20 protein-coding genes are annotated in these 21,513 nt (G+C 68.0%); 14 read left to right on the forward strand and 6 right to left on the reverse strand.

Going from position 1 to position 21,513, the window contains the following annotated elements; genetic code table 11:
• Positions 1-89: 89 nt before the first annotated feature.
• On the reverse strand, positions 90-2,807 hold the full coding sequence (mutS, locus tag OCUBac02_RS23325) for a DNA mismatch repair protein MutS (protein ID WP_173049089.1): 2,718 nt from the start codon (positions 2,805-2,807) through the stop codon (positions 90-92).
• A 104-nt stretch (positions 2,808-2,911) separates the two neighbouring features.
• Here mutS and OCUBac02_RS23330 point away from each other — a divergent pair, with 104 nt between their 5' ends.
• Both OCUBac02_RS23330 and OCUBac02_RS23335 read left to right on the forward strand, forming a co-directional pair.
• A complete protein-coding gene (locus tag OCUBac02_RS23330; RefSeq protein WP_173049091.1) occupies positions 2,912-4,744 on the forward strand; it encodes a methyl-accepting chemotaxis protein in 1,833 nt (610 codons plus the stop codon).
• A gap of 121 nt (positions 4,745-4,865) precedes the next feature.
• Positions 4,866-7,151, forward strand: coding sequence for an NADP-dependent malic enzyme (locus tag OCUBac02_RS23335; RefSeq protein ID WP_173049093.1), 2,286 nt, complete (start codon positions 4,866-4,868; stop codon positions 7,149-7,151).
• Between the two features lie 121 nt (positions 7,152-7,272).
• Here OCUBac02_RS23335 and OCUBac02_RS23340 read toward each other — a convergent pair whose 3' ends face one another.
• A complete protein-coding gene (locus OCUBac02_RS23340) occupies positions 7,273-7,575 on the reverse strand; it encodes a plasmid stabilization protein (protein ID WP_173049095.1) in 303 nt (100 codons plus the stop codon).
• Positions 7,576-7,814: 239 nt separating this feature from the next.
• On the opposite strand from OCUBac02_RS23340, the gene OCUBac02_RS23345 reads away from it, so the two are divergent.
• From OCUBac02_RS23345 to OCUBac02_RS23355, 3 genes are all read left to right on the forward strand, one after another.
• On the forward strand, positions 7,815-9,533 hold the full coding sequence (locus OCUBac02_RS23345; RefSeq protein ID WP_173049097.1) for an ABC transporter ATP-binding protein/permease: 1,719 nt from the start codon (positions 7,815-7,817) through the stop codon (positions 9,531-9,533).
• A gap of 43 nt (positions 9,534-9,576) precedes the next feature.
• Positions 9,577-10,143 carry a hypothetical protein gene (locus OCUBac02_RS23350; protein WP_197933293.1) on the forward strand — a complete coding sequence of 189 codons (567 nt, stop codon included), beginning with the start codon at positions 9,577-9,579 and terminating at the stop codon, positions 10,141-10,143.
• A gap of 189 nt (positions 10,144-10,332) precedes the next feature.
• Positions 10,333-11,280 carry a lysylphosphatidylglycerol synthase domain-containing protein gene (locus OCUBac02_RS23355; protein WP_197064338.1) on the forward strand — a complete coding sequence of 316 codons (948 nt, stop codon included), beginning with the start codon at positions 10,333-10,335 and terminating at the stop codon, positions 11,278-11,280.
• A 127-nt stretch (positions 11,281-11,407) separates the two neighbouring features.
• Here the strand turns inward: OCUBac02_RS23355 and OCUBac02_RS23360 are convergent, their stop codons facing one another.
• Complete coding sequence (locus tag OCUBac02_RS23360) at positions 11,408-12,157, reverse strand: hypothetical protein (RefSeq protein WP_173049099.1); 750 nt, start codon at positions 12,155-12,157, stop codon at positions 11,408-11,410.
• A gap of 128 nt (positions 12,158-12,285) precedes the next feature.
• Between OCUBac02_RS23360 and OCUBac02_RS23365 the strand changes: the two genes are divergently transcribed.
• The gene (locus tag OCUBac02_RS23365; RefSeq protein WP_173049101.1) at positions 12,286-12,921 is read left to right on the forward strand and encodes a glutathione S-transferase family protein; all 636 of its coding nucleotides are present in this window, start codon (positions 12,286-12,288) and stop codon (positions 12,919-12,921) included.
• A 101-nt stretch (positions 12,922-13,022) separates the two neighbouring features.
• On the forward strand, positions 13,023-14,321 hold the full coding sequence (locus OCUBac02_RS23370) for a multidrug effflux MFS transporter (protein WP_465247744.1): 1,299 nt from the start codon (positions 13,023-13,025) through the stop codon (positions 14,319-14,321).
• Between the two features lie 304 nt (positions 14,322-14,625).
• On the opposite strand, the gene OCUBac02_RS23375 is transcribed toward OCUBac02_RS23370, so the two are convergent.
• Positions 14,626-14,835 (reverse strand): cold-shock protein, encoded by a 210-nt coding sequence (locus tag OCUBac02_RS23375; protein ID WP_047581044.1) that lies wholly within the window; start codon positions 14,833-14,835, stop codon positions 14,626-14,628.
• A 216-nt stretch (positions 14,836-15,051) separates the two neighbouring features.
• Between OCUBac02_RS23375 and OCUBac02_RS23380 the strand changes: the two genes are divergently transcribed.
• Both OCUBac02_RS23380 and OCUBac02_RS23385 read left to right on the forward strand, forming a co-directional pair.
• Positions 15,052-15,738, forward strand: a complete 687-nt coding sequence (locus tag OCUBac02_RS23380; RefSeq protein WP_047581043.1) for a fumarylacetoacetate hydrolase family protein — start codon at positions 15,052-15,054, stop codon at positions 15,736-15,738.
• A gap of 169 nt (positions 15,739-15,907) precedes the next feature.
• Complete coding sequence (locus OCUBac02_RS23385) at positions 15,908-16,837, forward strand: dihydrodipicolinate synthase family protein (protein ID WP_173049105.1); 930 nt, start codon at positions 15,908-15,910, stop codon at positions 16,835-16,837.
• A gap of 124 nt (positions 16,838-16,961) precedes the next feature.
• Here OCUBac02_RS23385 and OCUBac02_RS23390 read toward each other — a convergent pair whose 3' ends face one another.
• Positions 16,962-17,441, reverse strand: a complete 480-nt coding sequence (locus OCUBac02_RS23390) for a copper chaperone PCu(A)C (protein WP_173049107.1) — start codon at positions 17,439-17,441, stop codon at positions 16,962-16,964.
• A 110-nt stretch (positions 17,442-17,551) separates the two neighbouring features.
• A complete protein-coding gene (locus tag OCUBac02_RS23395) occupies positions 17,552-17,929 on the reverse strand; it encodes a hypothetical protein (RefSeq protein WP_173049109.1) in 378 nt (125 codons plus the stop codon).
• 412 nt (positions 17,930-18,341) lie between these two features.
• Here OCUBac02_RS23395 and OCUBac02_RS23400 point away from each other — a divergent pair, with 412 nt between their 5' ends.
• Genes OCUBac02_RS23400 through OCUBac02_RS23420 form a run of 5 tightly spaced genes read left to right on the forward strand, consistent with a single transcriptional unit; the run spans position 18,342 to position 21,394 of the window.
• The gene (locus OCUBac02_RS23400) at positions 18,342-18,590 is read left to right on the forward strand and encodes a hypothetical protein (RefSeq protein ID WP_173049111.1); all 249 of its coding nucleotides are present in this window, start codon (positions 18,342-18,344) and stop codon (positions 18,588-18,590) included.
• Positions 18,591-18,597: 7 nt separating this feature from the next.
• Positions 18,598-18,771, forward strand: coding sequence for a hypothetical protein (locus OCUBac02_RS23405; protein WP_173049113.1), 174 nt, complete (start codon positions 18,598-18,600; stop codon positions 18,769-18,771).
• 7 nt (positions 18,772-18,778) lie between these two features.
• Positions 18,779-19,897, forward strand: coding sequence for a methionine ABC transporter ATP-binding protein (locus tag OCUBac02_RS23410; protein ID WP_173049115.1), 1,119 nt, complete (start codon positions 18,779-18,781; stop codon positions 19,895-19,897).
• Positions 19,887-20,552: a methionine ABC transporter permease gene (locus OCUBac02_RS23415; protein WP_173049116.1), complete on the forward strand. Its 666-nt coding sequence runs from the start codon at positions 19,887-19,889 to the stop codon at positions 20,550-20,552. The genes OCUBac02_RS23410 and OCUBac02_RS23415 overlap by 11 nt, the downstream gene beginning before the upstream one ends.
• Before the next feature lie 41 nt (positions 20,553-20,593).
• Complete coding sequence (locus OCUBac02_RS23420; RefSeq protein ID WP_173049118.1) at positions 20,594-21,394, forward strand: MetQ/NlpA family ABC transporter substrate-binding protein; 801 nt, start codon at positions 20,594-20,596, stop codon at positions 21,392-21,394.
• The last annotated feature ends 119 nt before the right edge of the window (positions 21,395-21,513 follow it).

Below are 21,513 nucleotides of genomic sequence, written 5' to 3' on the forward strand. Positions count from 1 at the left end.
TCATCGGAGGCGATCCGGAATGGATCCCGGATCGGCGCCGCTGACGCGACTTGTCCGGGATGACGGCCGTCCTTCGTAGGGCTTGAAATTCAGGCGATGCCCTTCAGGCGATAGAGCGCTTCCAGTGCCTCGCGCGGGGTCATCTCATCCGGGTCGATCCCGGCGAGCGCCTCGCGCAGGCCGTCCGGCTCGCCCTCGACGACGACCGACGCTTGTCGGCGCTGCGGCACGGCGAAAAGCGGGAGGTCGTCGACCAGCGAGGCGACCGGCTTCTCGCGCTCGGTCTTCTCCAGTTCCCCGAGGATGGCGCGGGCGCGCTCGACCACGGCCGGCGGCAGGCCGGCGAGCTTGGCGACCTGGATGCCATAGGAGCGATCGGCCGCGCCCGGCACGACCTCGTGCAGGAAGACGACCTCGCCCTTCCACTCGGTGACGCGCACGGTCGCGTTGGCGACGCGGTCGAGCCGGTCTCCGAGCGCCGTCAGCTCGTGGTAATGCGTCGCGAACAGGCTGCGGCAGCGGTTGATCTCGTGGAGATGCTCGATCGCGGCCCAGGCGATGGAAAGACCGTCGAAGGTCGCGGTGCCGCGCCCGATCTCGTCGAGGATGACGAGCGCGCGCGGGCCGGCCTGGTTCAGGATCGCAGCAGTCTCGACCATCTCGACCATGAAGGTCGAACGGCCTCGGGCGAGATCGTCGGCCGCACCGACGCGCGAGAACAGCCGGTCGACAATGCCGATATGCGCCGCGGTCGCCGGCACGAAGGAACCCATCTGGGCGAGCACCGCGATCAGCGCGTTCTGGCGGAGGAATGTCGATTTACCGGCCATGTTCGGGCCGGTGATCAGGCAGATGCGGCCGCCCTTCGCATCGCCGCCGGGCGGCGAGAGTTCGGTGTCGTTGGCGACGAAAGGCTTGCCGTCGCGTTTCAGCGCGGCCTCGACCACGGGATGGCGGCCCCGTTCGATGGTGAAGGCTGCACCATCATCGACCTGCGGGCGGCTCCAGCCCTCGCGGGTTGCGAGATCGGCCAGCGCGGAGGCGACATCCAGTTCGGCCAGCGCCAGAGCGGCGGCCTTGATCGGCTCGGCCTGGGCGAGCACGGCCTCACTGAGCGCAGCGAAGATCGCGAGTTCCAGCTTCAGCGCCCGGTCGGCGGCCGAGGCGATCTTGGCTTCGAGCTCACCGAGCTCGACCGAGGAGAAGCGCATCGCATCCGACATGGTCTGGCGATGCACGAAGGTCGCGCGCCAGGGATCGCGCAGGAATTCCTCGCCCATCGCCTGCGGCACCTCGACGAAATAGCCGAGCATGGCGTTGTGCTTGATGCGCAAAGTCCGGCAGTTGGTCTCGGCGGCGTAGCGCGCCTGCAACTGGGCGATGACCTTGCGCGAGTCGATCTGGAGCAGGCGCAGTTCGTCGAGCGCCGGATCGAAGCCCTCTCGCACGAAGCGGCCGTCGCGGCGGTTGAGCGGCAATTCGTCGGCCAGCGTCGCATTGAGGCGCACCGGCAGGTCGGGATCGCTTTCGCCGAGCGCCCGCATGGCGCGGGCGAGTTCGACGGGCAGTTCGCCGCGCCGGACCAGCAAGGCGGCGATCGCGCGGGCCGCATCGAGCCCGGCACCGAGCGCCGCGAGATCGCGCGGGCCGCCACGGTCGAGCGAGAGCCGGGCCAATGCGCGAGCGACATCGGGGACCTTCTCCAGGGCGAGACGCAGGTTCTCGCGCAGACCGGCATCCGCGACGAGCAGTTCGACCGCATCATGGCGCGCCGCGATGGCGGCGGGATCGGTCAGCGGGCCGGCGAGGCGCTCGGCCAGCAGGCGCGCGCCGCCCGGCGTCACCGTGCGGTCGATCGTGGCGAGCAGACTGCCCTGGCGCTCGCCGCCCAGCGTGCGGGTCAGTTCGAGATTGGCGCGGGTCGCGGCGTCGATCAGCATCGTCGCCGAGCCGGAATCGCGCACCGGCGCCGAGAGTGGCGGGCGGGCGCCGAGCTGGGTGCGCTCGACATAGGCGAGCGCCGCGCCCGCCGCCGCGATCTCGGCGCGGGTGAAGGCGCCGAAGGCGTCGAGCGTGGCCACGCCGAAGAACTCCTTCAGGCGCCGCTCGGCCGAGGCCGCATCGAGACCGTCGCGCGCCAGCGGCGTCACCGGCACCGCGATCTCGCGCCAGAATTCCCTGAGCTCGGGATCGTCGTGGATCGCGTCCGGGCAGACGATCTCGCGCGGTTCCAGTCGCGAGAACTCGATTCCGAGCCGCTCCTGCGGCGTCTCCATCACGGTGAAGCGGCCGGTCGAGATGTCGATCGCGGCCAATCCGTAGAGCGAGGCCGCTTCGCCGGTCCGGCGGCGCGCAACGGCGACGAGCAGGCTGGCGCGGCCGGGTTCGAGCAGGCGTTCCTCGGTGATGGTGCCGGGGGTGACGAGGCGCACGACGTCACGCTTCACCACCGATTTGTTGCCGCGCTTCTTCGCTTCGGCCGGGTCCTCGGTCTGTTCGCAGACGGCGACGCGGTGACCGGCGGCGATCAGGCGCTGGAGATAGTCGTCGGCGCGCTCCACCGGCACGCCGCACATCGGGATGTCGTCGCCCTGATGCTTGCCGCGCTTGGTCAGCACGATGCCGAGCGTGCGGGAGGCGATCTCGGCGTCGGCGAAGAACAATTCGTAGAAATCGCCCATCCGGTAGAAGAGCAGGCAGTCGGGATTGGCGGCCTTGATCTCGACATACTGCGCCATCATCGGCGTGACCCGGTCGGGCGCCGCGGCAATGGGACGGGCGGTTTCGGAGGAGGAACTCTGGCGCATCGCGCCGGCACGCTAGCAAAATGTCCGGCCAAGGCCATCCGTTAGGACGGCTTTCAACAATTGAAAGCACTATTCGGCAGCCGAATCGGGCCAGGATCTCCCCATTGCTGCTGATCAACCTCGCCGAGAGCCTGTTCTTCCTGCTGCTGGCAGGGCTGTTGCTGACCGTCGCCACGCCCCGGATCGGGGACCGCGCCTGGCTGCGTCAGGTCGTCGTCGGCATCCTGTTCGCGGCGGGCGCGCTGGTCAGCATGGGCAATCCCTTCGTGCTCCAGCCGGGTCTCGTCGTCGATTCCCGCAACAGTTTCGCGATCCTCGCAGGGCCGGTCGGCGGACCGATCGCCTCCGTCCTGACTGCCGCGCCGCTCGTCGTGATGCGCTATCTCGGCGGCGGAGTCGGCATGGTGACGGGCATCACCGGTATCCTCGCCCGCGCGCTGATCGGCATCGCCTATGCGTTCTGGCTGGCGCGCCGCCGGCGGCCGCTCGGCATCCGCGACCTCGCGGCGCTCAGCGCCATCGACGCCATCATCCTCATCGCCTCGGTCGGCTTCATTCCCGGCGCGGCCGGCGAACGCTTCCTGCGCGAGGCCGTGCCGGTGATGATCCTGGTCGGGACGATCGGCATCTTCCTCACCGGCATCATCGTCATCAACGACAGCGAGAGGCGTGAGACGGCCTATCGGCTGCGTACGCTGATCGACCGCGCGCCCGGCACGCTCTACCAGCGGCTGGTGCGGCCGGACGGCACGATGACCTATCAGTTCGCCTCCTTCGCCATCGACAAGCTGCTGGGGATCACCAGGGAGGAGGTCGAGCGCGATCCCGAGGTCTGGCTCGGCAAGCTCCTGCCCGAGGATCGGGCGCGCTTCGAGCAGCAACGCCGCGACCAGCAGGAGACCGAGACGTTCTGGCGCTTCGAGGGACGCTATCACGCGCCCGATGGCGGCATCGTCTGGCTTCGCAGCGAATCGACCAAGCGGCGCCTGCGCGACGGGACGCTGGTCTGGGACGGCATCCTGCTCGACATCACCGCCGAGAAGACGCTGGAAACCCGCCGCGGCGAGATCGAAACGCTGCGCAAGACGACGCTCGATGCGCTCGCGAGCGATCTCGAACGCACCGTCGGCAAGGCATTGGGCGATGTCGGCGCCTCGCTGCACGGCATGCATGCGGCCGCCGGCCAGATGGTCGAGAACGCCAACAAGACGACCTTGCGCGCCGAGAGCGTGACGCAGGAGGCCGACAGCGCCTCGCGCCGCATCGGCAGCGTCGCGGTCGCGGCCGAGGAGATCGAGGCCTCGATCCGCGAGCTCACCCGCCAGACCAGCCATGCCGACGACACGGTACGCGCCGCCGCATCCTATGTCCGCAGCACCCGCAGCGACGTCGCCGGGCTGACGGAAGCCGCCGACAAGGTCCGCGCCGTGCTCGACTTCATCGAGGAGATCGCGGCCCGCACCAACCTGCTCGCCCTCAACGCGACGATCGAGGCGGCCCGCGCCGGGGCCGCCGGCCGTGGCTTCGCCGTGGTCGCCGGCGAGGTCAAGACGCTGGCCGAGCAGACCCAGAAGGCGACTCGCGACATCGCCGAGACGCTGGCCGATATCCGCGGCGCCGCGGCGACCGCCTTCGAGGCCGTGGCCCATATCGAAGGCACGATGACGACGATCGAGCAGACCTCGGGCGCGATCGCCGATGTCGTCAGCCGCCAGGCCGGCATCGCCTCGACCATCGCCGCCGACGCGCAGGCCGTGGCGCTGAGCGCCGATACGGTCACGGTCAATGTCGGCGCCGTCGGCGCCGAAGCGCGCGTCACCGGCGATGCCGCGATCCAGGTCGCGGACGCCGCCCGCAAGGTCGACGAGCAGGCCGAGGCGCTCGACCGCTATGTCGCGGATTTCGTGCGCAGCGTGCGCAGCGCCTCGCGGGCCTGACCGCCCGCGACACCCCTCGTCATCGACAAGAGTTCTGTGAAGCACTCGCCGCTTGTGATCTCGGGCGCCGCCGCCGTATGGTCGGTACCCCTCGAGGAAACGCACAAGAAAAGACGCTTCGATGAACGACCGTCCGACGACCAAGAGAGCCCGCCCGACCTTCACCGACCAGGAGGCCCTGCTGTTCCATTCGCAGGGACGGCCCGGCAAGCTGGAGGTGGTGCCGACCAAGCCGATGGCGACGCAGCGTGACCTCTCGCTCGCCTATTCGCCCGGCGTCGCGGTGCCCGTCCTGGCGATCGCGGAGGACCCGTCGCGCGCCTATGACTACACGACACGCTCGAACCTCGTCGCGGTGATCACCAACGGCACCGCCATCCTCGGCCTCGGCAATCTCGGCGCGCTCGCCTCGAAGCCGGTGATGGAGGGCAAGTCGGTCCTGTTCAAGCGCTTCGCCGATGTCGACTCGATCGATCTCGAGGTCGATACCGAGGACCCGGACAAGTTCATCGAGGCCGTGCGCTATCTCGGCCCGTCCTTCGGCGGCATCAATCTCGAGGACATCAAGGCGCCGGAATGCTTCATCATCGAGCAGCGCCTGCGCGAACTGATGGACATCCCCGTCTTCCACGACGACCAGCACGGCACCGCGATCATCGCCGCCGCCGGCCTGATCAACGCGCTCGACCTGACCGAACGCGACATCAAGACGACCAAGCTCGTCATCAACGGCGCGGGCGCGGCCGCCATCGCCTGCATCGAACTGCTCAAGGCGATGGGCTTCAAGCCCGACAACGTCATCCTCTGCGACACCAAGGGCGTGATCTACCAGGGCCGCACCGAGGGCATGAACCAGTGGAAATCGGCCCATGCTGCGGTCACCGACCGGCGTACGCTGGCCCAGGCGCTGGACGGGGCGGACGCCTTCTTCGGCCTGTCGCAAAAGGGCGCGGTGACGCCGGAGATGGTCGCCTCGATGGCGCCGAACCCGATCATCTTCGCCATGGCCAATCCCGATCCGGAGATCACGCCGGAGGAGGTCCATGCCATCCGCGACGACGCGATCATGGCGACCGGCCGCTCGGACTATCCGAACCAGGTCAACAACGTGCTGGGCTTCCCCTTCATCTTCCGCGGCGCGCTCGACGTGCGCGCCACCACCATCAACATGGAGATGAAGATCGCGGCGGCCGAGTCGCTGGCGATGCTGGCCCGCGAGGACGTGCCGGACGAGGTCGCGGCCGCCTATCAGGGCTCGCGGCCGCGCTACGGCAAGGACTACATCATCCCCGTGCCGTTCGACCCGCGCCTGATCCATGTCGTGCCGATGGCGGTCGCCAAGGCGGCGATGGATACCGGCGTCGCCGGCAAGCCGATCGTCGATACGGCCGCCTACAAGGCGCAGCTTTCGGCAAGGCGCGACCCGATCGCCGGCACGCTCAACCGCATCTTCGAGCGCGTCCGGCGCTATCCGAAGCGCGTCGTCTTCGCCGAAGGCGAGGAGGAGCAGGTCATCCGCGCCGCCGCCTCCTTCGTGGCGCAGGGGCTCGGCCAGGCCATCCTCGTCGGCCGCGAGGACCGCATTTCGGAGGTCGCGACCTTCCTCGGCGTCGATCTCGAAGCCAAGGGCATCTCGATCCAGAACGCCCGGCTCTCTCACCGCAATGCCGTCTATGCCCAGTATCTCTACGAGCGGCTGCAACGGCAGGGCTACCTGTTCCGCGACTGCCAGCGTTTGATCAACCAGGACCGCAACCATTTCGCCGCGGCGATGGTGGCGCTGGGCGATGCCGACGCGATGGTGACCGGCGTCACCCGCAACTACTCGATCGCGCTGGAGGAGGTCCGCCGCGTCATCGACGAGAAGCCGGGGCACCGCGTGATCGGCGTCTCGATCGTGATCTCGCGTGACCGCACCGTGCTGGTCGCGGACACCGCGATCACCGAGATGCCGACGGCGCGTCAGCTCTCGGAGATCGCGATCGAGGCGGCCGGCGTCGGCCGCAGGCTCGGCTACGAGCCCCGCGTCGCAATGCTGGCCTTCTCCAGCTTCGGCCATCCGGCCGGCGAGCGCTCGGAGAAGGTGCGCGAGGCGGTCGCGCTGCTCGACAACCAGCGCGTCGATTTCGAGTATGACGGCGAGATGGCGGCCGATGTCGCGCTCAACCGCGAGGTGATGAGCCAGTATCCGTTCTGCCGGCTCTCCGGGCCGGCGAACGTGCTGGTGATGCCGGCCTTCCACTCGGCCTCGATCTCGACCAAGCTGCTGCAGGAACTCGGCGGCGCGACCGTGATCGGCCCGCTGATCGTCGGCCTCGACAAGCCGATCCAGATCGTGCCGCTCGGCGCGAAGGATTCCGACATCGTCAACATGGCCGCGCTGGCCGCCTTCAATATCGGCGGCTGAATCGGCGTCATCGACCAACGCTCGTCATGCTCGCCGTTGTGGCGAGCATCCACGTCTTGAGCGCCGTCCTCGACGCAGGAAGACGTGGATGGCCGGGACAAGCCCGACCATGACGAGGACGTCAGGACGCGTTCTTCCTGCGCGTCGCGGCGGCCTTCTTCGCCGAGGCGGAGCGCTCGGCCTTCGGACGCGCGGCCGAAGCCTCGCCTCCCAACCTGCCGCCGCGCCTTGCCGAGGCGTTGGTGTCCGGCTTGCCCCTGCCGGAGCCGGACTTGTTGCCGCCGCCGCTATCCTTGTTGACCGTCGCCCAGGCGCGGCGCTCGGCTTCCTCATGCGGCACGCCGCGCTCCTCGTAGCTCTCCTCGATATGCTCGGCCTTGCGCTTCTGCTTGTCGGTATAGGCGGATTTGTCTCCACGCGGCATCGCGAACCTCCCTACACGGATATGAGCCGGGAACGCCGGACGCCTCGAGACTGTTCCGGAGCGGGCTGCGCGGCCGTCCGTTCATGTCGAGTTCATTTTCGCCCGATCAGGTTCAAGTCAGAGGAGACCGGAAAACCGGCCCTGGGGGACCAATCGCAACCGTGCCGACGCCCGACGAGACGCCAGGCGCTAGATCGGACGTGCCTGGAGATCGCCAGGTCGCGCTACGATTCGCGCGGTTGACCCGTGACTTCTGGCGCGGCGAGACTGCGCGCTGCGCCTGGCTCTGGACGCTGCTGCTGGCGGCAGGCGTCATCCTCACCGTCTTCGCCAATGTCACGGTGAACCGCTGGAACGGCTGGTTCTTCGACGCACTGGAGCGCAAGGACGGGCACAGCGCGCTCGTCGCCATGGCGGTGTTCCCGGTGATCGTGCTGGTCGTCGCCGGGCTCGGCGTCCTCATCCTGAAGTCGCGCGAGACCTTCCAGGTCCACTGGCGGCGCTGGCTCACCGCCAAGCTGGTCGATGGCTGGGTCGGCGACCGGCGCTTCTTCCGGCTCAGCCTCTCCGGAAAGGAGCCGGCCAACCCGGAATACCGGATCGCCGACGATGTCCGCTGGGCGACGGAGCCGATCGTCGATTTCGCGATGGGGCTGCTCTCCTCGGTCATCACCATCGTAATGTTCATCGAGATTCTCTGGGAGATCGGCGGCAGCCTGCGCCTGAACTGGGACGGCAGCACGATCACCATCCCCGCCTATCTCGTGCTGGCCGCGATCCTCTATGCCGTGATCGTCACCCTGCTGGTCACGGCCGTGGGACGGCGGCTCGCCGGGCTCATCGCCCAGCGCACGGAGAGCGAGGCAGGACTGCGCTTCGCGCTGATGCGCATCCGCGACCATGGCGAGGCGATCGCGCTCGCCCGCACCGAGACCGGCGAGCGCCAGGCCGTGGCGCAGAGCCATGGCGTGCTGGTGCTGCGCTGGCTCTCGGTGATCACCCAGCGGGCGCGCCTGACCTGGATCACCAATGGCAGCAGCGCGCTGGTGCCGGTCGTGCCGCTGCTGCTGGCCGCTCCGAAATATCTCGCCGGCGAGATGACGCTGGGCGGCGTCGTGCAGGTCGCAGCCGCCTTCGTCGCCGTGCAGAACGCCTGCAACTGGCTGTTCGACAATTTCATGCGCATCGCCGAATGGCTCGCGGCCGCAAGGCGAGTCAACGAGCTCGCCGACGCGCTGGAAGAGGTCGAGCAGGAGCCGCCGGCGCAGGGCCTCGCGATCGAGGACGGCCCGCATGACAGCCTGCGGCTGGAGGCGGTGACGCTGCATGACGGCGCCGGCCACGCGCTTGCGGCCGATATCGACTTCGTGCTGCCGGCGGGAGCCGTGCTCCATGTCACCGGCGATGCCGGCTTCGCCAAGAACGCGTTGATGCAGGCGGTCGTCGGGCTCTGGCAGCAGGGTGAGGGCACGATCGTGCTGCCGCGCGGCGCGCGCGTCGCCACCGTGCCCCAGCATCTGCAACTGCCGGGGATCGGCCTGCGCCATCTCCTCCTGAGCGACCGGCCGCGGCCCGCGCCGGAAATCGCCGCGACCTTGCGCCGCTACGGCCTCTCGACCCTGACCGCGCGGCTCGACGGCGAGGAGGACTGGAACCGGAGCCTGACCCGGGCCGAGCGGCAGCGGCTCGCGCTCGCCCGGGCCGAGCTGGCCGATCCCGCGATCGTCCTGCTCGACGAGGCGACGAGCGCGCTCGAGACCGAGGCGGCGCTGGAAGTCCTGACCGAGCTGCGCGCTGCCCTGCCGCGCGCGATCGTCATCGCCTTCGGCCAGAGTCCGGGCCTGGCGGAAAGCGCCAGCCACCGGATCGTGCTGCGCCGGATCAGGGGCGTCGCCGCAATCGTCGAGCGCGAGGGCTTCGCCGAGCCCCGCATCGCCGCGACCAGCGAAGCCCGCTGACCGGCATCACAACGAGAAAGCCCGTTCGGAGAGGAGAAACACCGTGAAAATGAATATCTGGGATGCGTTTTGGGGCCTGGAGATCGAGCAATGCCCCTGCGACGTGCATTTCGTCGAATGGCTGGAGCAGGAGAAGCTCCGCGGCAAGCGCATCTATCATTTCGGCACTGGCGGGCATCACTATGTCGGCCTGCGCTGCGCCGAGCCGCATCTCGACAACACGGTGCTGGGCATCACCGCCTCGCCGCAGGAATACGAGTCCTTCATCAAGCTCGCGACCGACAACCCGAACGTCACCAAGACCTACAGCGCCTATTTCGGCGATATCTACACCAGCAATGCCCGCCTGCTGCCGTGCTTCGACATCGTGACGCTGTTCCATAGCGGCGAGTTCCGCGGCGAGGCCAACGACGCCTATGGCGCGCTGACCGACCGCGAGGTGATGGATCTCTTCACCGCGCAGACCGACAAAGGCGGCCATATCCTGTTCTACAGGGGCTCCTATGCCTATGACGTGGCCGAGCGGCTGATCCCGGACTGGATGAAGGCGATGCCGGTCGAGGAGGTCGAGGGCTTCAAGACGCTGCGGATTTTCCGCAAGACGGCCTGAACCTCTTCCCGCTGCACCTGAAACCGGGTTCCCTCATGCGGCCTATTCGCCGCAACGGCTTGTGCATTGCCGCCGAGGCGCTATCTGTCGGACGGGGCTCGCCCGAGCCCTGCCCGCCACCGCGCCGCCGCATCCCGCAGCGGCGCGCAACCCCGAGAGCGCATGTCCTTCGGCCAGCATGAGCCCGGAATGCTTCCGCGCAAGCGCAGTCGCTGGTGGTGGCTCGGTCCGCTGGCGAGCATCGCCATCTTCGGCGCCTCGCTGGTCGTGCTCTGGCACATCATCAGCGGGATGGAGCCCGGCCAGCTCGCCGGCGCCTTCGAGAATGCCAGCCTGCGCCAGCTCGGCCTCGCCGTCGCCTTCACCGCGCTGAGCTACGTCCTGCTCACCGGCTACGATGCGCTGGCCCTGCGCCGGCTCGGCCTCTCGATCCCCTATCGCACGACCGCGCTCGCCTCCTTCACCAGCTATTCCGTCTCGTTCACGCTCGGTTTCCCGATCGTGACGGGGGGCACCGTGCGCTACTGGATCTATTCGCCGAAGGGCGTCAGGGCCTCGGAGGTCGCGAGCCTGACCGTGATCGCAGGCATCACCTTCTGGCTGGGGCTGGGCGCCATCCTCTGCGCCAGCCTGATCTATGCCTCCGACGCTGTCGCCATGCTGGCGCGGACCACGCCGCTCGTCGTCCAGGTCGTCGGCGGGCTCGTGGGCCTCGGCATCATCGGCTATCTCGCCTGGATCGCGACCGACGATCGTACGATCCGCGTGCGCGGCTGGAACCTCCATCTGCCGGGCCTCGGCACGACGCTCGGCCAGATGGCGCTCGGCGCCTGCGAGGTCAGCGCGGCCGCCGCCGTGCTCTTCGTGCTGCTGCCCGGCGGCTATGGCCTGGAATACCCGACTTTCCTCGCCGCCTATATCTTCGCCTGCCTGATCGGCATCGCCAGCCATGCCCCGGGCGGGCTCGGCGTGTTCGAGGCGACGATGCTGGTCGCGCTCAACCGCTTCCCCTACGAGCAGGTTCTGGGCGCGCTGCTGATCTTCCGGGTGGTCTATTACATCCTGCCTTTCATCCTGGCGCTGGTGCTGCTGGCGCTGAACGAGATGATCCGCCGCATCCGCCGCCACGAGACTTAGGCGATTGCCGGCATAGCTCTGGCTAACCCCTTGTTATTCGGGTTCGCGCCTTCGGCGCGGCCCGGAATGACAAGCGTTTCGCTCGAAGCCGCTCCGATCAAACGGCGGCGGCACCCGCGCCCGGCGCTCATTTCATCGCGACGATGATGAGCAGGAAGGCCAGCATCAGCAGGAGCAGGCGGAAGCTTCCGTTGATCCGGCGCAGTTCATCGGCGGCGCCCTCCTCCCAATCCTCCTCGGCCTGCTGGGCGGGCGCCGGCACGGGATCGGGCGCCGGCACGGTCCCGACGACCGTCTGAAGCGGGCGCGGACCCCATTCAATACTCTCGATGAAGCCGCGCGCGGGTTGGCTGGAGCGGCCGTCGGTATCGAGGCCGAGATACCAATCGAGCGGCTCGCCGCCCGGGCGGACGCGATCCTCCTCGCGAATCCACAGGCTGGTGGTGGCGCTCAGCGAAATGTCATGCGCAAGACCGGAAAGAAGGTCCGCCTTGAGCGCCTCGAACACGGCCGGCGCCAGGAACGCTTCGGCGAATGGCAGCGCCTCGCCGGCCTCGTCGCGATACCCGAGCAGCAGGAGGAGGCGCGGCTGCTCGCCAGCCTGCGAGAGCGGGCGCAAGGTCAGTCCGATCGTGCCGGCCTCGCCCTCGAATCCGGCGCGGCGCAAGCCGCCATCGACGACCATCGCCTCGGCGAGGAAGCGCCGGTCGTCCTCCAGCCGGCCGTCGCGGCTCTCAAAGCCGCCGACAAAGCGCAGGCCCGAAGCCGAGAGGCGGAAACGCCGGGCCGCATCCTGCACGTAACGGGTCGACAGGCCTTCGATCGCCATCCGCCCGTCATTGACGGAAACGCTGCGCGCCACGCGTGATTCGTCCATATCCTCGTCCTGTTTCGCAGCGACGATAGCAGGTCGGGCAAGCTGCGTCAGGCAAGGAGGCTCCTGACAGCGTCACGTCGATGCCGCAGGATAAGGGCATCCTCGGCCGATCAAGGAGGCAGACGACGATGGCAGACGAACTCGTGCTCTACACCAACCCGATGTCGCGCGGGCGCATCGCCCGCTGGATGATGGAGGAGATCGGCCAGCCCTACCGCGCCGAGATCGTCGGCTTCGGCGCCCCGATGAAGAGCGCGGCCTACACGGCGATCAATCCGATGGGCAAGGTGCCGGCGCTGGTCCATGGCGATACCGTCGTCACCGAATGCGCCGCGATCTGCGCCTATATGGCCGATGCCTTCCCACGGGCCGGGCTCGCGCCCGAGCCGGGCAGCCGTTTGCGCGGCCCCTATTACCGCTGGCTGTTCTTCACCGCCGGCCCGGTCGAGGCTGCCGTCAGCCACAAGGCCTTCGGCATGGAAGTGCCGGCCGACCGGGCGCGCTCCATCGGCTACGGCACCTATGCCGACGCGATGGACACGCTCGAATACGCTGTGACCCGCGGCGAGTTCCTCGCCGGAGACCGTTTCAGCGCCGCCGATGTCTATGTCGGGTCCCAGGTGCTGTGGGGTCTCCAGTTCGGCACGATCGAGAAGCGGCCGGCCTTCGAGAGCTATGGGGCCCGGCTCGCCGCGCGGTCCGCGGCACGCCGCGCCGCCGAGATCGACGACGCGCTGATGGCCGAAATGCAGAAGCAGGGATGAGGCCCACCGCATGTGCCGGGAAACGCGCCCCGCGCATGGCACATGGCCGATTGGACCGGTTGCCGCGCGCAACCGGCAGAGCTAATCCTGCTGGCAGAATCTTGCCCGCGCTGCCGGATGACCGCAGCCGCCGGGTCTCGCCAGCCAGTTTCGCGATCGCCATGAACGACATGTCCGCCATTGCCCGGCCGCGCCACGGCATGGGCTTCTACCCCTTCGTGGGCCTGACAGCCGCGCTGATGGCGACGAATGCGCTCGCCATCGATTCGATGCTGCCGGCCCTGCCGCAGATGGCCGAGGCGCTCGGCATCGCCGAGGCCAACCAGCGGCAATGGATCATTACCGCCTATCTGCTCGGCTTCGGCGTCTCGCAGATCTTCTACGGCACGATCTCCGATCGCTATGGCCGGCGCCCGGTGCTGCTCACGGGCCTTGCGATCTACGTCGTCGCCAGCATCGCCGCCGCCTTCGCCGGCTCGTTCGAGGCCATGATGGCGGCGCGCGTGCTGCAGGGCGTCGGAGCGGCGGCGACCCGCGTGCTCGTCGTCTCGATCGTGCGCGACTGCTATTCCGGCCGCGAGATGGCGCGCGTCATGTCGCTGGCCATGATCGTCTTCCTGGCCGTGCCGATCCTGGCGCCATCGATCGGCCAGGCGATCCTCTGGGTCGCGCCCTGGCGCTGGATCTTCGGCGTGCTGACCAGCTTCGGCGCCGTCGTCATGATCTGGGCCCTGCTCAAGCTGCCCGAAACGCAACGCCCGGAGGACCGCAAGCCGATCGAGCCGGCAAGCGTGCTGGCTTCGTTCCGGACGACGCTGACCAGCCGCATCGGCGTCGGCTACATGCTGGCCATGGCCTTCGTACTCGGCGGACTGTTCGGCTTCATCAACTCGGCGCAGCAGGTCTTCGTCGACGTCTTCAAGGCGCCGGAGCTGTTCACCACCATCTTCGCGCTGATCGCGATGTTCATGGCGGCGTCCTCCCTGCTGAACTCGCGCATCGTCGGCAAGCTCGGCATGCGCCGCGTCTCGCATGGCGCCCTGCTCGGCTATATCGCGCTGACCGGCCTCCATGCGCTGGTCGCGCTGGCGGGCCATGAATCGCTCTGGAGCTTCGCGATCCTGCAGGGCGGGGCGATGTTCTGCTTCGGGCTGATCGGTCCGAATTTCGGGGCGATGGCGATGGAGCCGCTCGGTCATGTCGCCGGCACCGCCTCTTCGGTGCAGGGCTTCGTCACCACGGTGATCGGCGCGCTGCTCGGCTTCTATATCGGGCAGCATTTCAACGGCACGGTCGTGCCGCTGACGCTCGGCTTCGCGCTCTGCGGCATCGCGGCGCTCATCGTCGTGCTGATCGTGGAAAGAGGCCGGCTGTTCCATCCGGCGCCGGGCCGGGCCTGAGAGTCCGGCAAAAAATCCCCTGAGCCCTCATCCTGAGGAGCCATTTCGCCAGAAATGGCATCTCGAATGATGCTCCCGGAGGCTCCGGAACCATCGGACCCTCCTTCGAGACGCCGCGTTCCGCGGCTCCTCAGGGTGAGGGCTGGAGTTTCAGCTCGAATTCCGAAGGCGCCTTGCCCTCACACCGCCGCCTGAGGCGACGGGCATGCCTGGAATCCGCCCTCGGCCCCATCGAGACCGAAAGCGGCCCGCCTAGGCTCGGGAAGGGCGCCGCCATCGCCTTCCCGCGGAACGCATCACGCGCTCAGGTCGTCTGCAGGTTGACGGCCGAGTTCTTCCCGGTCTTGCGATCCGGCTCGAGATCGTAGCTGATCTTCTGCCCCTCGTTCAGGCCACGCAGGCCGGCCCGCGTCACCGCGCTGATATGGACGAAGACGTCATTGCCGCCGCCATCAGGGGTGATGAAGCCGTAACCCTTGGTCTCGTTGAACCATTTCACGGTTCCCGTACTCACATGCCGTTCCTTCCATAGGCTCGCCGGTTCCCCCGGCGGGGCAGTGTAAGGAGCAAATCGTCTCCCTTGCAACGACGCGCCGCACAACCCGTGACGCGCTTGCGAAAAGCGTGCCGCAATGTCTCCCGCGCAGGCCCGCCGCCGACGCAAGCCGCTTGCGGTCCGGACGCCGCTCGCTCATGAACGGCGCAAGCCTGTGAGCGAGGGAGCAATACGATGAGCAATTATGTGATCGACCCGCCTGCCGTGACGGCTGTTCCGGTCGCGGGTGGCGGCTCCTTTCCGGTTCGCCGCGTGTTCTGCGTCGGCCGCAACTACGCCGAGCATGCCCGCGAGATGGGCGGCGATCCCGACCGCGAGGAGCCGTTCTTCTTCACCAAGCCGGCCGACGCTCTGCTGATCAACGGCGCCGACATGCCCTATCCGAGCAAGACCGCCGATCTACATCACGAGATGGAACTCGTCGTCGCCATCGGCTCGGGCGGCAGGGACATTCCGGAATCCGAGGCGCTGGCCCATGTCTACGGCTATGCCGCCGGCCTCGACATGACCCGCCGCGACCTGCAGAACGTCGCGAAGAAGACCGGGCGCCCGTGGGACATGTCCAAGGGCTTCGACCTGTCCGGCCCGATCGGCGAAATCGTCCCGGCGAGCCATGCCGGCCATCCCAGCGCCGGCAAGATCGAGCTCACCGTCAACGGCGTCGTGCGCCAGAGTTCCGACCTCGCCAAGCAGATCTGGAATGTCGAGGAGACGATCGCCTATCTCTCCGGCCTCGTGGAGCTGAAGCCGGGCGACCTGATCTTCACCGGCACGCCCGAGGGCGTTGCCGCCGTGAGCAGGGGCGACGTGCTCGAAGGCGAGATCGCCGGCGTGGGCACCGTCCGCACCCGCATCGCCTGAAGCCTTCCCAGCCCTCATCCTGAGGAGCAAGCCGATGGCTTGCGTCTCGAAGGATGGTCCAGGAGGCTCCGGGACCATCTGGAGCATCCTTCGAGACGCCGCTGACGCGGCTCCTCAGGATGAGGGCTGAGTGGGACAACAATCTTCAGCCATCTTGAAGGACACCATCATGCGCCTCACCCCCGACGCTTCCGGCGTCTTCCCGATCGCGCCGACCCCGTTCAATCCCGACGGCAGCATCGACTGGGCCTCGGCCGACCGGCTGTTCCAGTTCTATCACGACATCGGCTCGGACGGCGTCACCGTGCTCGGCATCATGGGTGAAGCGCCCAAGCTGGAGTCCGAGGAATCGGTCGAGCTGGTCAAGCGCTGCGTCGCCCGGATGGGGGCTAAGCCGATCATCGTCGGCGTTTCCGCACCCGGCTTCGCAGCGATGCGCTCGCTCGCCCGGCAGGTGATGGATCTCGGCGCCGGCGGCGTGATGATCGCCCCGCCGCCCTCATTGCGGACCGACGACCAGATCACGGGCTATTACGCGCAGGCCGTCGAGGCGATCGGCAGCGACATCCCCTTCGTCATCCAGGATTATCCGCTGACGCTCTCGGTGGTGATGACGCCGGCGGTGATCCGCAAGATCGTCATGGACAACCCGTCCTGCGTGATGCTGAAGCACGAGGACTGGCCGGGGCTGGAGAAGATCTCGACGCTGCGCAGGTTCCAGAAGGAAGGCTCTCTGCGCCCGATCTCCATCGTGACCGGCAATGGCGGGCTCTTCCTCGATTTCGAGATGGAACGTGGCGCCGACGGCGCCAATACCGGCTATGCCTTCCCAGAGCTCCTGATCGACGTGGTCCGCCTGCAGAAGGCCGGCAAGCGCGACGAGGCGCATGACATCTTCGACGCGCATCTGCCGCTGATGCGCTACGAGCAGCAGCAGGGCGTGGGGCTCGCCGTGCGCAAGTACACGATGATGAAGCGCGGCATCCTCAGCCACGACGCCCAACGCAAGCCGGGTTCGACCCTCAGCGCTGCGGCGAAGGCCGAGGTGGATTACCTGCTGGCGCGCATCGCCAAGCACGACCCGCGCGCGAAGCTCTAAGGGCGCCACGACCGTCATGCTCGCCCTTGTGGCGAGCATCCACGGCTTGAACACGACCCTCGACGAATGAAGACGTGGATGGTCGGGACAAGCCCGACCATGACGGCAGGCGGCAACGACCGCCTCAATGCCCCTTGTGCTCGCTCGCGCCGCCCCTGGCGGCGATCGAGTCGACCTTGAACTCGACATCGACGGTCCCGGCCTTCTCGAAGGTCAGCGTGCCCTTCATCATCTCGCCCTGCTTGAGCGGCTGCTTCAACTCCATGAACATGATGTGGTAGCCGCCGGGCTTGAACTCGATCGTCTTGCCGGCGGGCAGTTCGACGCCCTGTTCCAGCGGCCGCATCGTCATGATGCCGTCCTTCACCGCCATTTCGTGGATTTCCGAACGCGCGGCGAAGGGCACCGAGACCGAAACGAGCCGGTCGGCAGCCGAGCCGGTGTTCTCGATCGAGAGATAACCGCCGCCGACCTTGGCGCCGGCCGGCGTGGCGCGCGACCAGGGATGGCCGATCTTCAGCGGCCCGGCCTTGAACTCATGGGCGGAAGCGAAGCCGGCGGAGACCAGAAGAGCCGCGGCGGCGAGCGAATGGGAAAGCTTCATGATGGATGTCCCGAACGAAAGGGCCGCTGGCGCAGCCTCGTGACGAGGTGCCGTCGCTCCCAAGCGAAGCAAACAGGCTGGAATTGGATGCGGATGGGCAGGCTGAGGTTTCAGCCTGCCGGCGGCGCGCGCGATTGCGCGAGCCCGGCGGCGAAACGATGCGGGAGGCCTTCGGCCACCGGCAAGGGCGCCGGCAGGTGAACGGCGAGCCGCCCCGGCTCCGGCGCGCGATCAACCGGCGGGCCGGCGAGCACCGGATTGAGCGGGCAGCCCTTGCAATGGGTGAGCTCGCCCCGCGGCACCGGCTGGCCCCCGTCGGGCACCGGCGCGCCCGAGCAAAGCACGACGCCATCCGAACTGCCGAACGCCGCCATGGCGGGAGCCGGCGCGAGCGCCAGGGCCATGACGCAAAGCGCATAGGCCGTCGCCAGCCAGGCTCCGAGCCCGGAACGGCGAAGACGATCGAGAAGGGCGGCGCGAGCCTGCATGGCCGCAAATGGCGCCGCTTTCCCGGCTTCGTCAAGCCGCGCATTGCCGCATGCTTGGCGCGGTGCAAAGAGCGCACGGAGAATATTCTTCTCCGCCGTATCGTTTCTTCAGAAGAACGATCCGGTTGACAAAGAGGACGATCCCGATCAGATTGCAGGTGTTCCCGGAGCAATCGGGGAGCCGCGGAGATTTGAGCAGCAGCTTGCGCCGCGTCACCAAACGCTAAAGCGCCACGACTGGGTCGTGGGCTCCAGATCGAGGAGACTGACATGACCATTGTGAAAGCCAGCCGAAGCCAATCCTGCTTCCGCCTGATGTCCTGCCGCTGTCGACGCTGAGATCGCGAGGCCGAGAGGCCTTTCCCATCCGATCGTTCCGACACGTGCCGCATCGACGGCAGAAGGCAGTTCCATGTCCCAGCTTCATTCCCTTCCCGCCCGGGCCCGCCCGGCGCAGCAGGCCTATGTCATCGAGCTCGGCGAGGCCCAGATCGGGCTCGTGAGCCGCCGCGCCGACGAGCGCGACTTCACATTCGTCTCGGCTTCCGCCGCCTTCCGGGCGCTGGACGGGCAGCGCTTCGCAACGCCCGGCGCTGCCGAGACCGCCGCGCGCCGGCTCTTCCGCTCGCAGCGGCGCGCGCCGCTGCTGCTGGCTTCGTGAGGCGGCGATGCAGCTCCTCTCCACCCTCTGGAACGGTCTCGCGGCGTGGTTCGTCCAGGCCGTCCCCGCCAGTTTCGACCCGCTCGACGCCGCGACCGCGGACGACCAGCGCCGCTCGGTCCATGACGTGACCATCGAGCAGCTCGGCATCGCCCACTGGTCCTGCCACACGCATTTCTGAGGACATGATGAACGCCCCCGTCAGACCCGGCACGCTCGGTGCCGGCGCGACTTCCGTCGCCTTGCCCCTATCGTCGCCCGAGACGGCCATCCGCTTCGAGCGGGTCGGCAAGACCTATCCGGGCCGCCGCGGCCAGTTGCCGGTCGGCGCGCTCGCCGGAATCGATCTCGACGTCCCCGCCGGCACGATCCTCGGCGTGATCGGTCGCTCGGGCGCCGGCAAGTCCACCCTGATTCGCCTCGTCAACGGGCTGGAATGCGCCACCGAGGGGCGCATCCTGATCGAAGGCACCGATGTCACGGGTCTCACCGAATCCGGCTGGCGCCAGCAGCGCCGGCGGATCGGCATGATCTTCCAGCATTTCAACCTGCTCTCGTCGCGCACGGTCTTCGACAATGTCGCGCTGCCGCTGGAGATCGCCGGCGCCGGTAAGGCCGAGATCGCCGCGAAGGTGGCGCGGCTGCTCGCGCTGGTCGGGCTCTCCGACAAGAGCGCGCGCTATCCGGCCGAGTTGTCGGGCGGGCAGAAGCAGCGCGTCGGCATCGCCCGTGCGCTCGCCACCGATCCGAAGGTGCTGCTCTGCGACGAGGCGACCTCGGCGCTCGATCCCGAGACGACGCGCTCGATCCTCGCCCTGCTCCGCCAAGTCAATCGCGAGCTCGGCATCACCATCCTGCTGATCACCCACGAGATCCCCGTCATCAAGGAGATCTGCGACCGCGTCGCGGTGATCGAGGGCGGGCGGATCGTCGAGCAGGGCGAGACCTTCGAAGTCTTCACCAACCCGCAGCACCCGACCACGGCGAGCTTCGTCGAGACGGTCACCGGCGTCGAACTGCCGGAACATCTCACTCACCGCATCCGCAAGGACGCGCGTCCCGGCGACAATATCGTGCTGCGCATCACCTTCCTCGGCGAGAACGCGACGGCGCCGGTGATCAGCCGGCTCAGCGCCATCGTCGGCGTCGACGTCAACATCCTGGCCGGGCGGATCGACGCCATCGCCGGCCAACCCTTCGGCAGCCTGCTCGTCTGCGTGCCCGCGCGCGCGCCGGAGAGCGATGCCGTGCTCGGCGCCCTCAGGAACCTCGGGCTCAAGGCGGAGGTGATCGGCCATGTCTCCTGAGATCATCCGCCTGATCGCGCAGTCGACGCTGGACACGCTCGCCATGGTCGCGGTCGCAGCCGGGCTCGGCACGCTGTTCGGCCTGCCGCTCGGCGTCTTCCTCGCCACCAGCAAGCGCGGCGAACTCTTCGCGGCGCCGGCCGCCAACCTTCTGCTGGGCACGCTGGTCAACGCCACGCGCTCGACGCCCTTCATCATCCTCGTCGTCGCGATCATCCCGTTCACACGGCTGATCGCCGGCACCTCGATCGGCACCGGTGCCGCGATCGTGCCGCTCACCGTCGCGGCGACGCCCTTCATCGCCCGCCTGATCGAAGGCGCGGTGCGCGAGGTCGACCAGGGGCTGGTCGAGGCCGCGCGCGCCATGGGCGCCACACCCGTCCAGATCGTGCGCAAGGTGCTGGTGCCCGAGGCCCTGCCGGCGATCGTGCTCGGCCTGACGCTGGCGCTGGTCAGCCTGATCGGCTTCTCGGCCATGGTCGGCGCGGTCGGCGGCGGCGGGCTCGGCGATCTCGGCATCCGCTACGGCTACCAGCGCTTCATGCCGGACGTGATGGCGGCGGTCGTCGCCGTGCTCATCGTCCTCGTCCAGCTCGTCCAGAGCATCGGCGACCGGCTCGCCCGCCATCTCAACAAGCGCCTGCGCCACGCCTGACGCTGACCCGTTCATCCGCATCCATTGAAGGAAACGACACCATGACGACCCTCATCAACCGCCGCGCCGCGCTGCTCGCCGGCTTCACCCTGACGCTCTCCGCCGTGCCCGCCCTTGCCCAGCAGAACCAGGTGGTCCGCATCGGCGTCTCGCCCGGCCCGCATGCCGAGATCCTGGGGAAGGTGAAACCCATCCTCGCCAAGAAGGGCATCGACCTCAAGATCATCGAGTTCTCCGACTATGTCGTGCCGAACCAGGCGCTCGATGCCGGCGAACTGGAGGCCAACTCCTTCCAGAACCAGCCCTATCTCGACAACCAGGTGAAGGATCGCGGCTTCAAGATCGAGAGCGTCGGCCTGACCGTGAACTTCCCGCTCGGCATCTACTCGGCCAAGTACAAGGACTGGTCGCAGGTGCCGGATGGCTCCACCGTCGCGATCCAGAACGACCCGACCAATGGCGGCCGCTCGCTCCTGCTGCTGCAGGACAAGGGCGTGATCAAGCTGAAGGACGGCGTCGGCTTCAAGCCGAGCCCGGCCGATATCGTCGGCAACCCGAAGAAGCTGAAGATCATCGAGATCGAGGCCGCGCAGACCCCGCGCTCGCTGGCCGATGTCGCCGCCGCCGCGATCAACACCAATTATGCCGTCGATGCCAAGATCGATCCGGCCTCGGCGATCCTGCGCGAGGACGCCAAGGGCCCCTATGTCAACCTGATCGCCGTGCGCAGCGCCGACAAGGACAAGCCCTGGGTCAAGACGCTGGTCGAAAGCTACCACACGCCCGAGATCAAGGCCTTCGTCGCCGAGCGCTTCAAGGGCGCCGTGCTCGCCGGCTGGTAACCGCTCCTCCCACCTGGCTCTCCAGTCAACATAGCCAGGCGCCTTGCCCCGGATGCAGATCGCATCCGGGGCTTTTCTTTTGCCGGGAACCACGACGTCATTCCGGGGCTTCGCGTTAG

The sequence above is a fragment of the Bosea sp. ANAM02 genome (genome assembly GCF_011764485.1).
Taxonomy (GTDB): Bacteria; Pseudomonadota; Alphaproteobacteria; order Rhizobiales; family Beijerinckiaceae; genus Allobosea.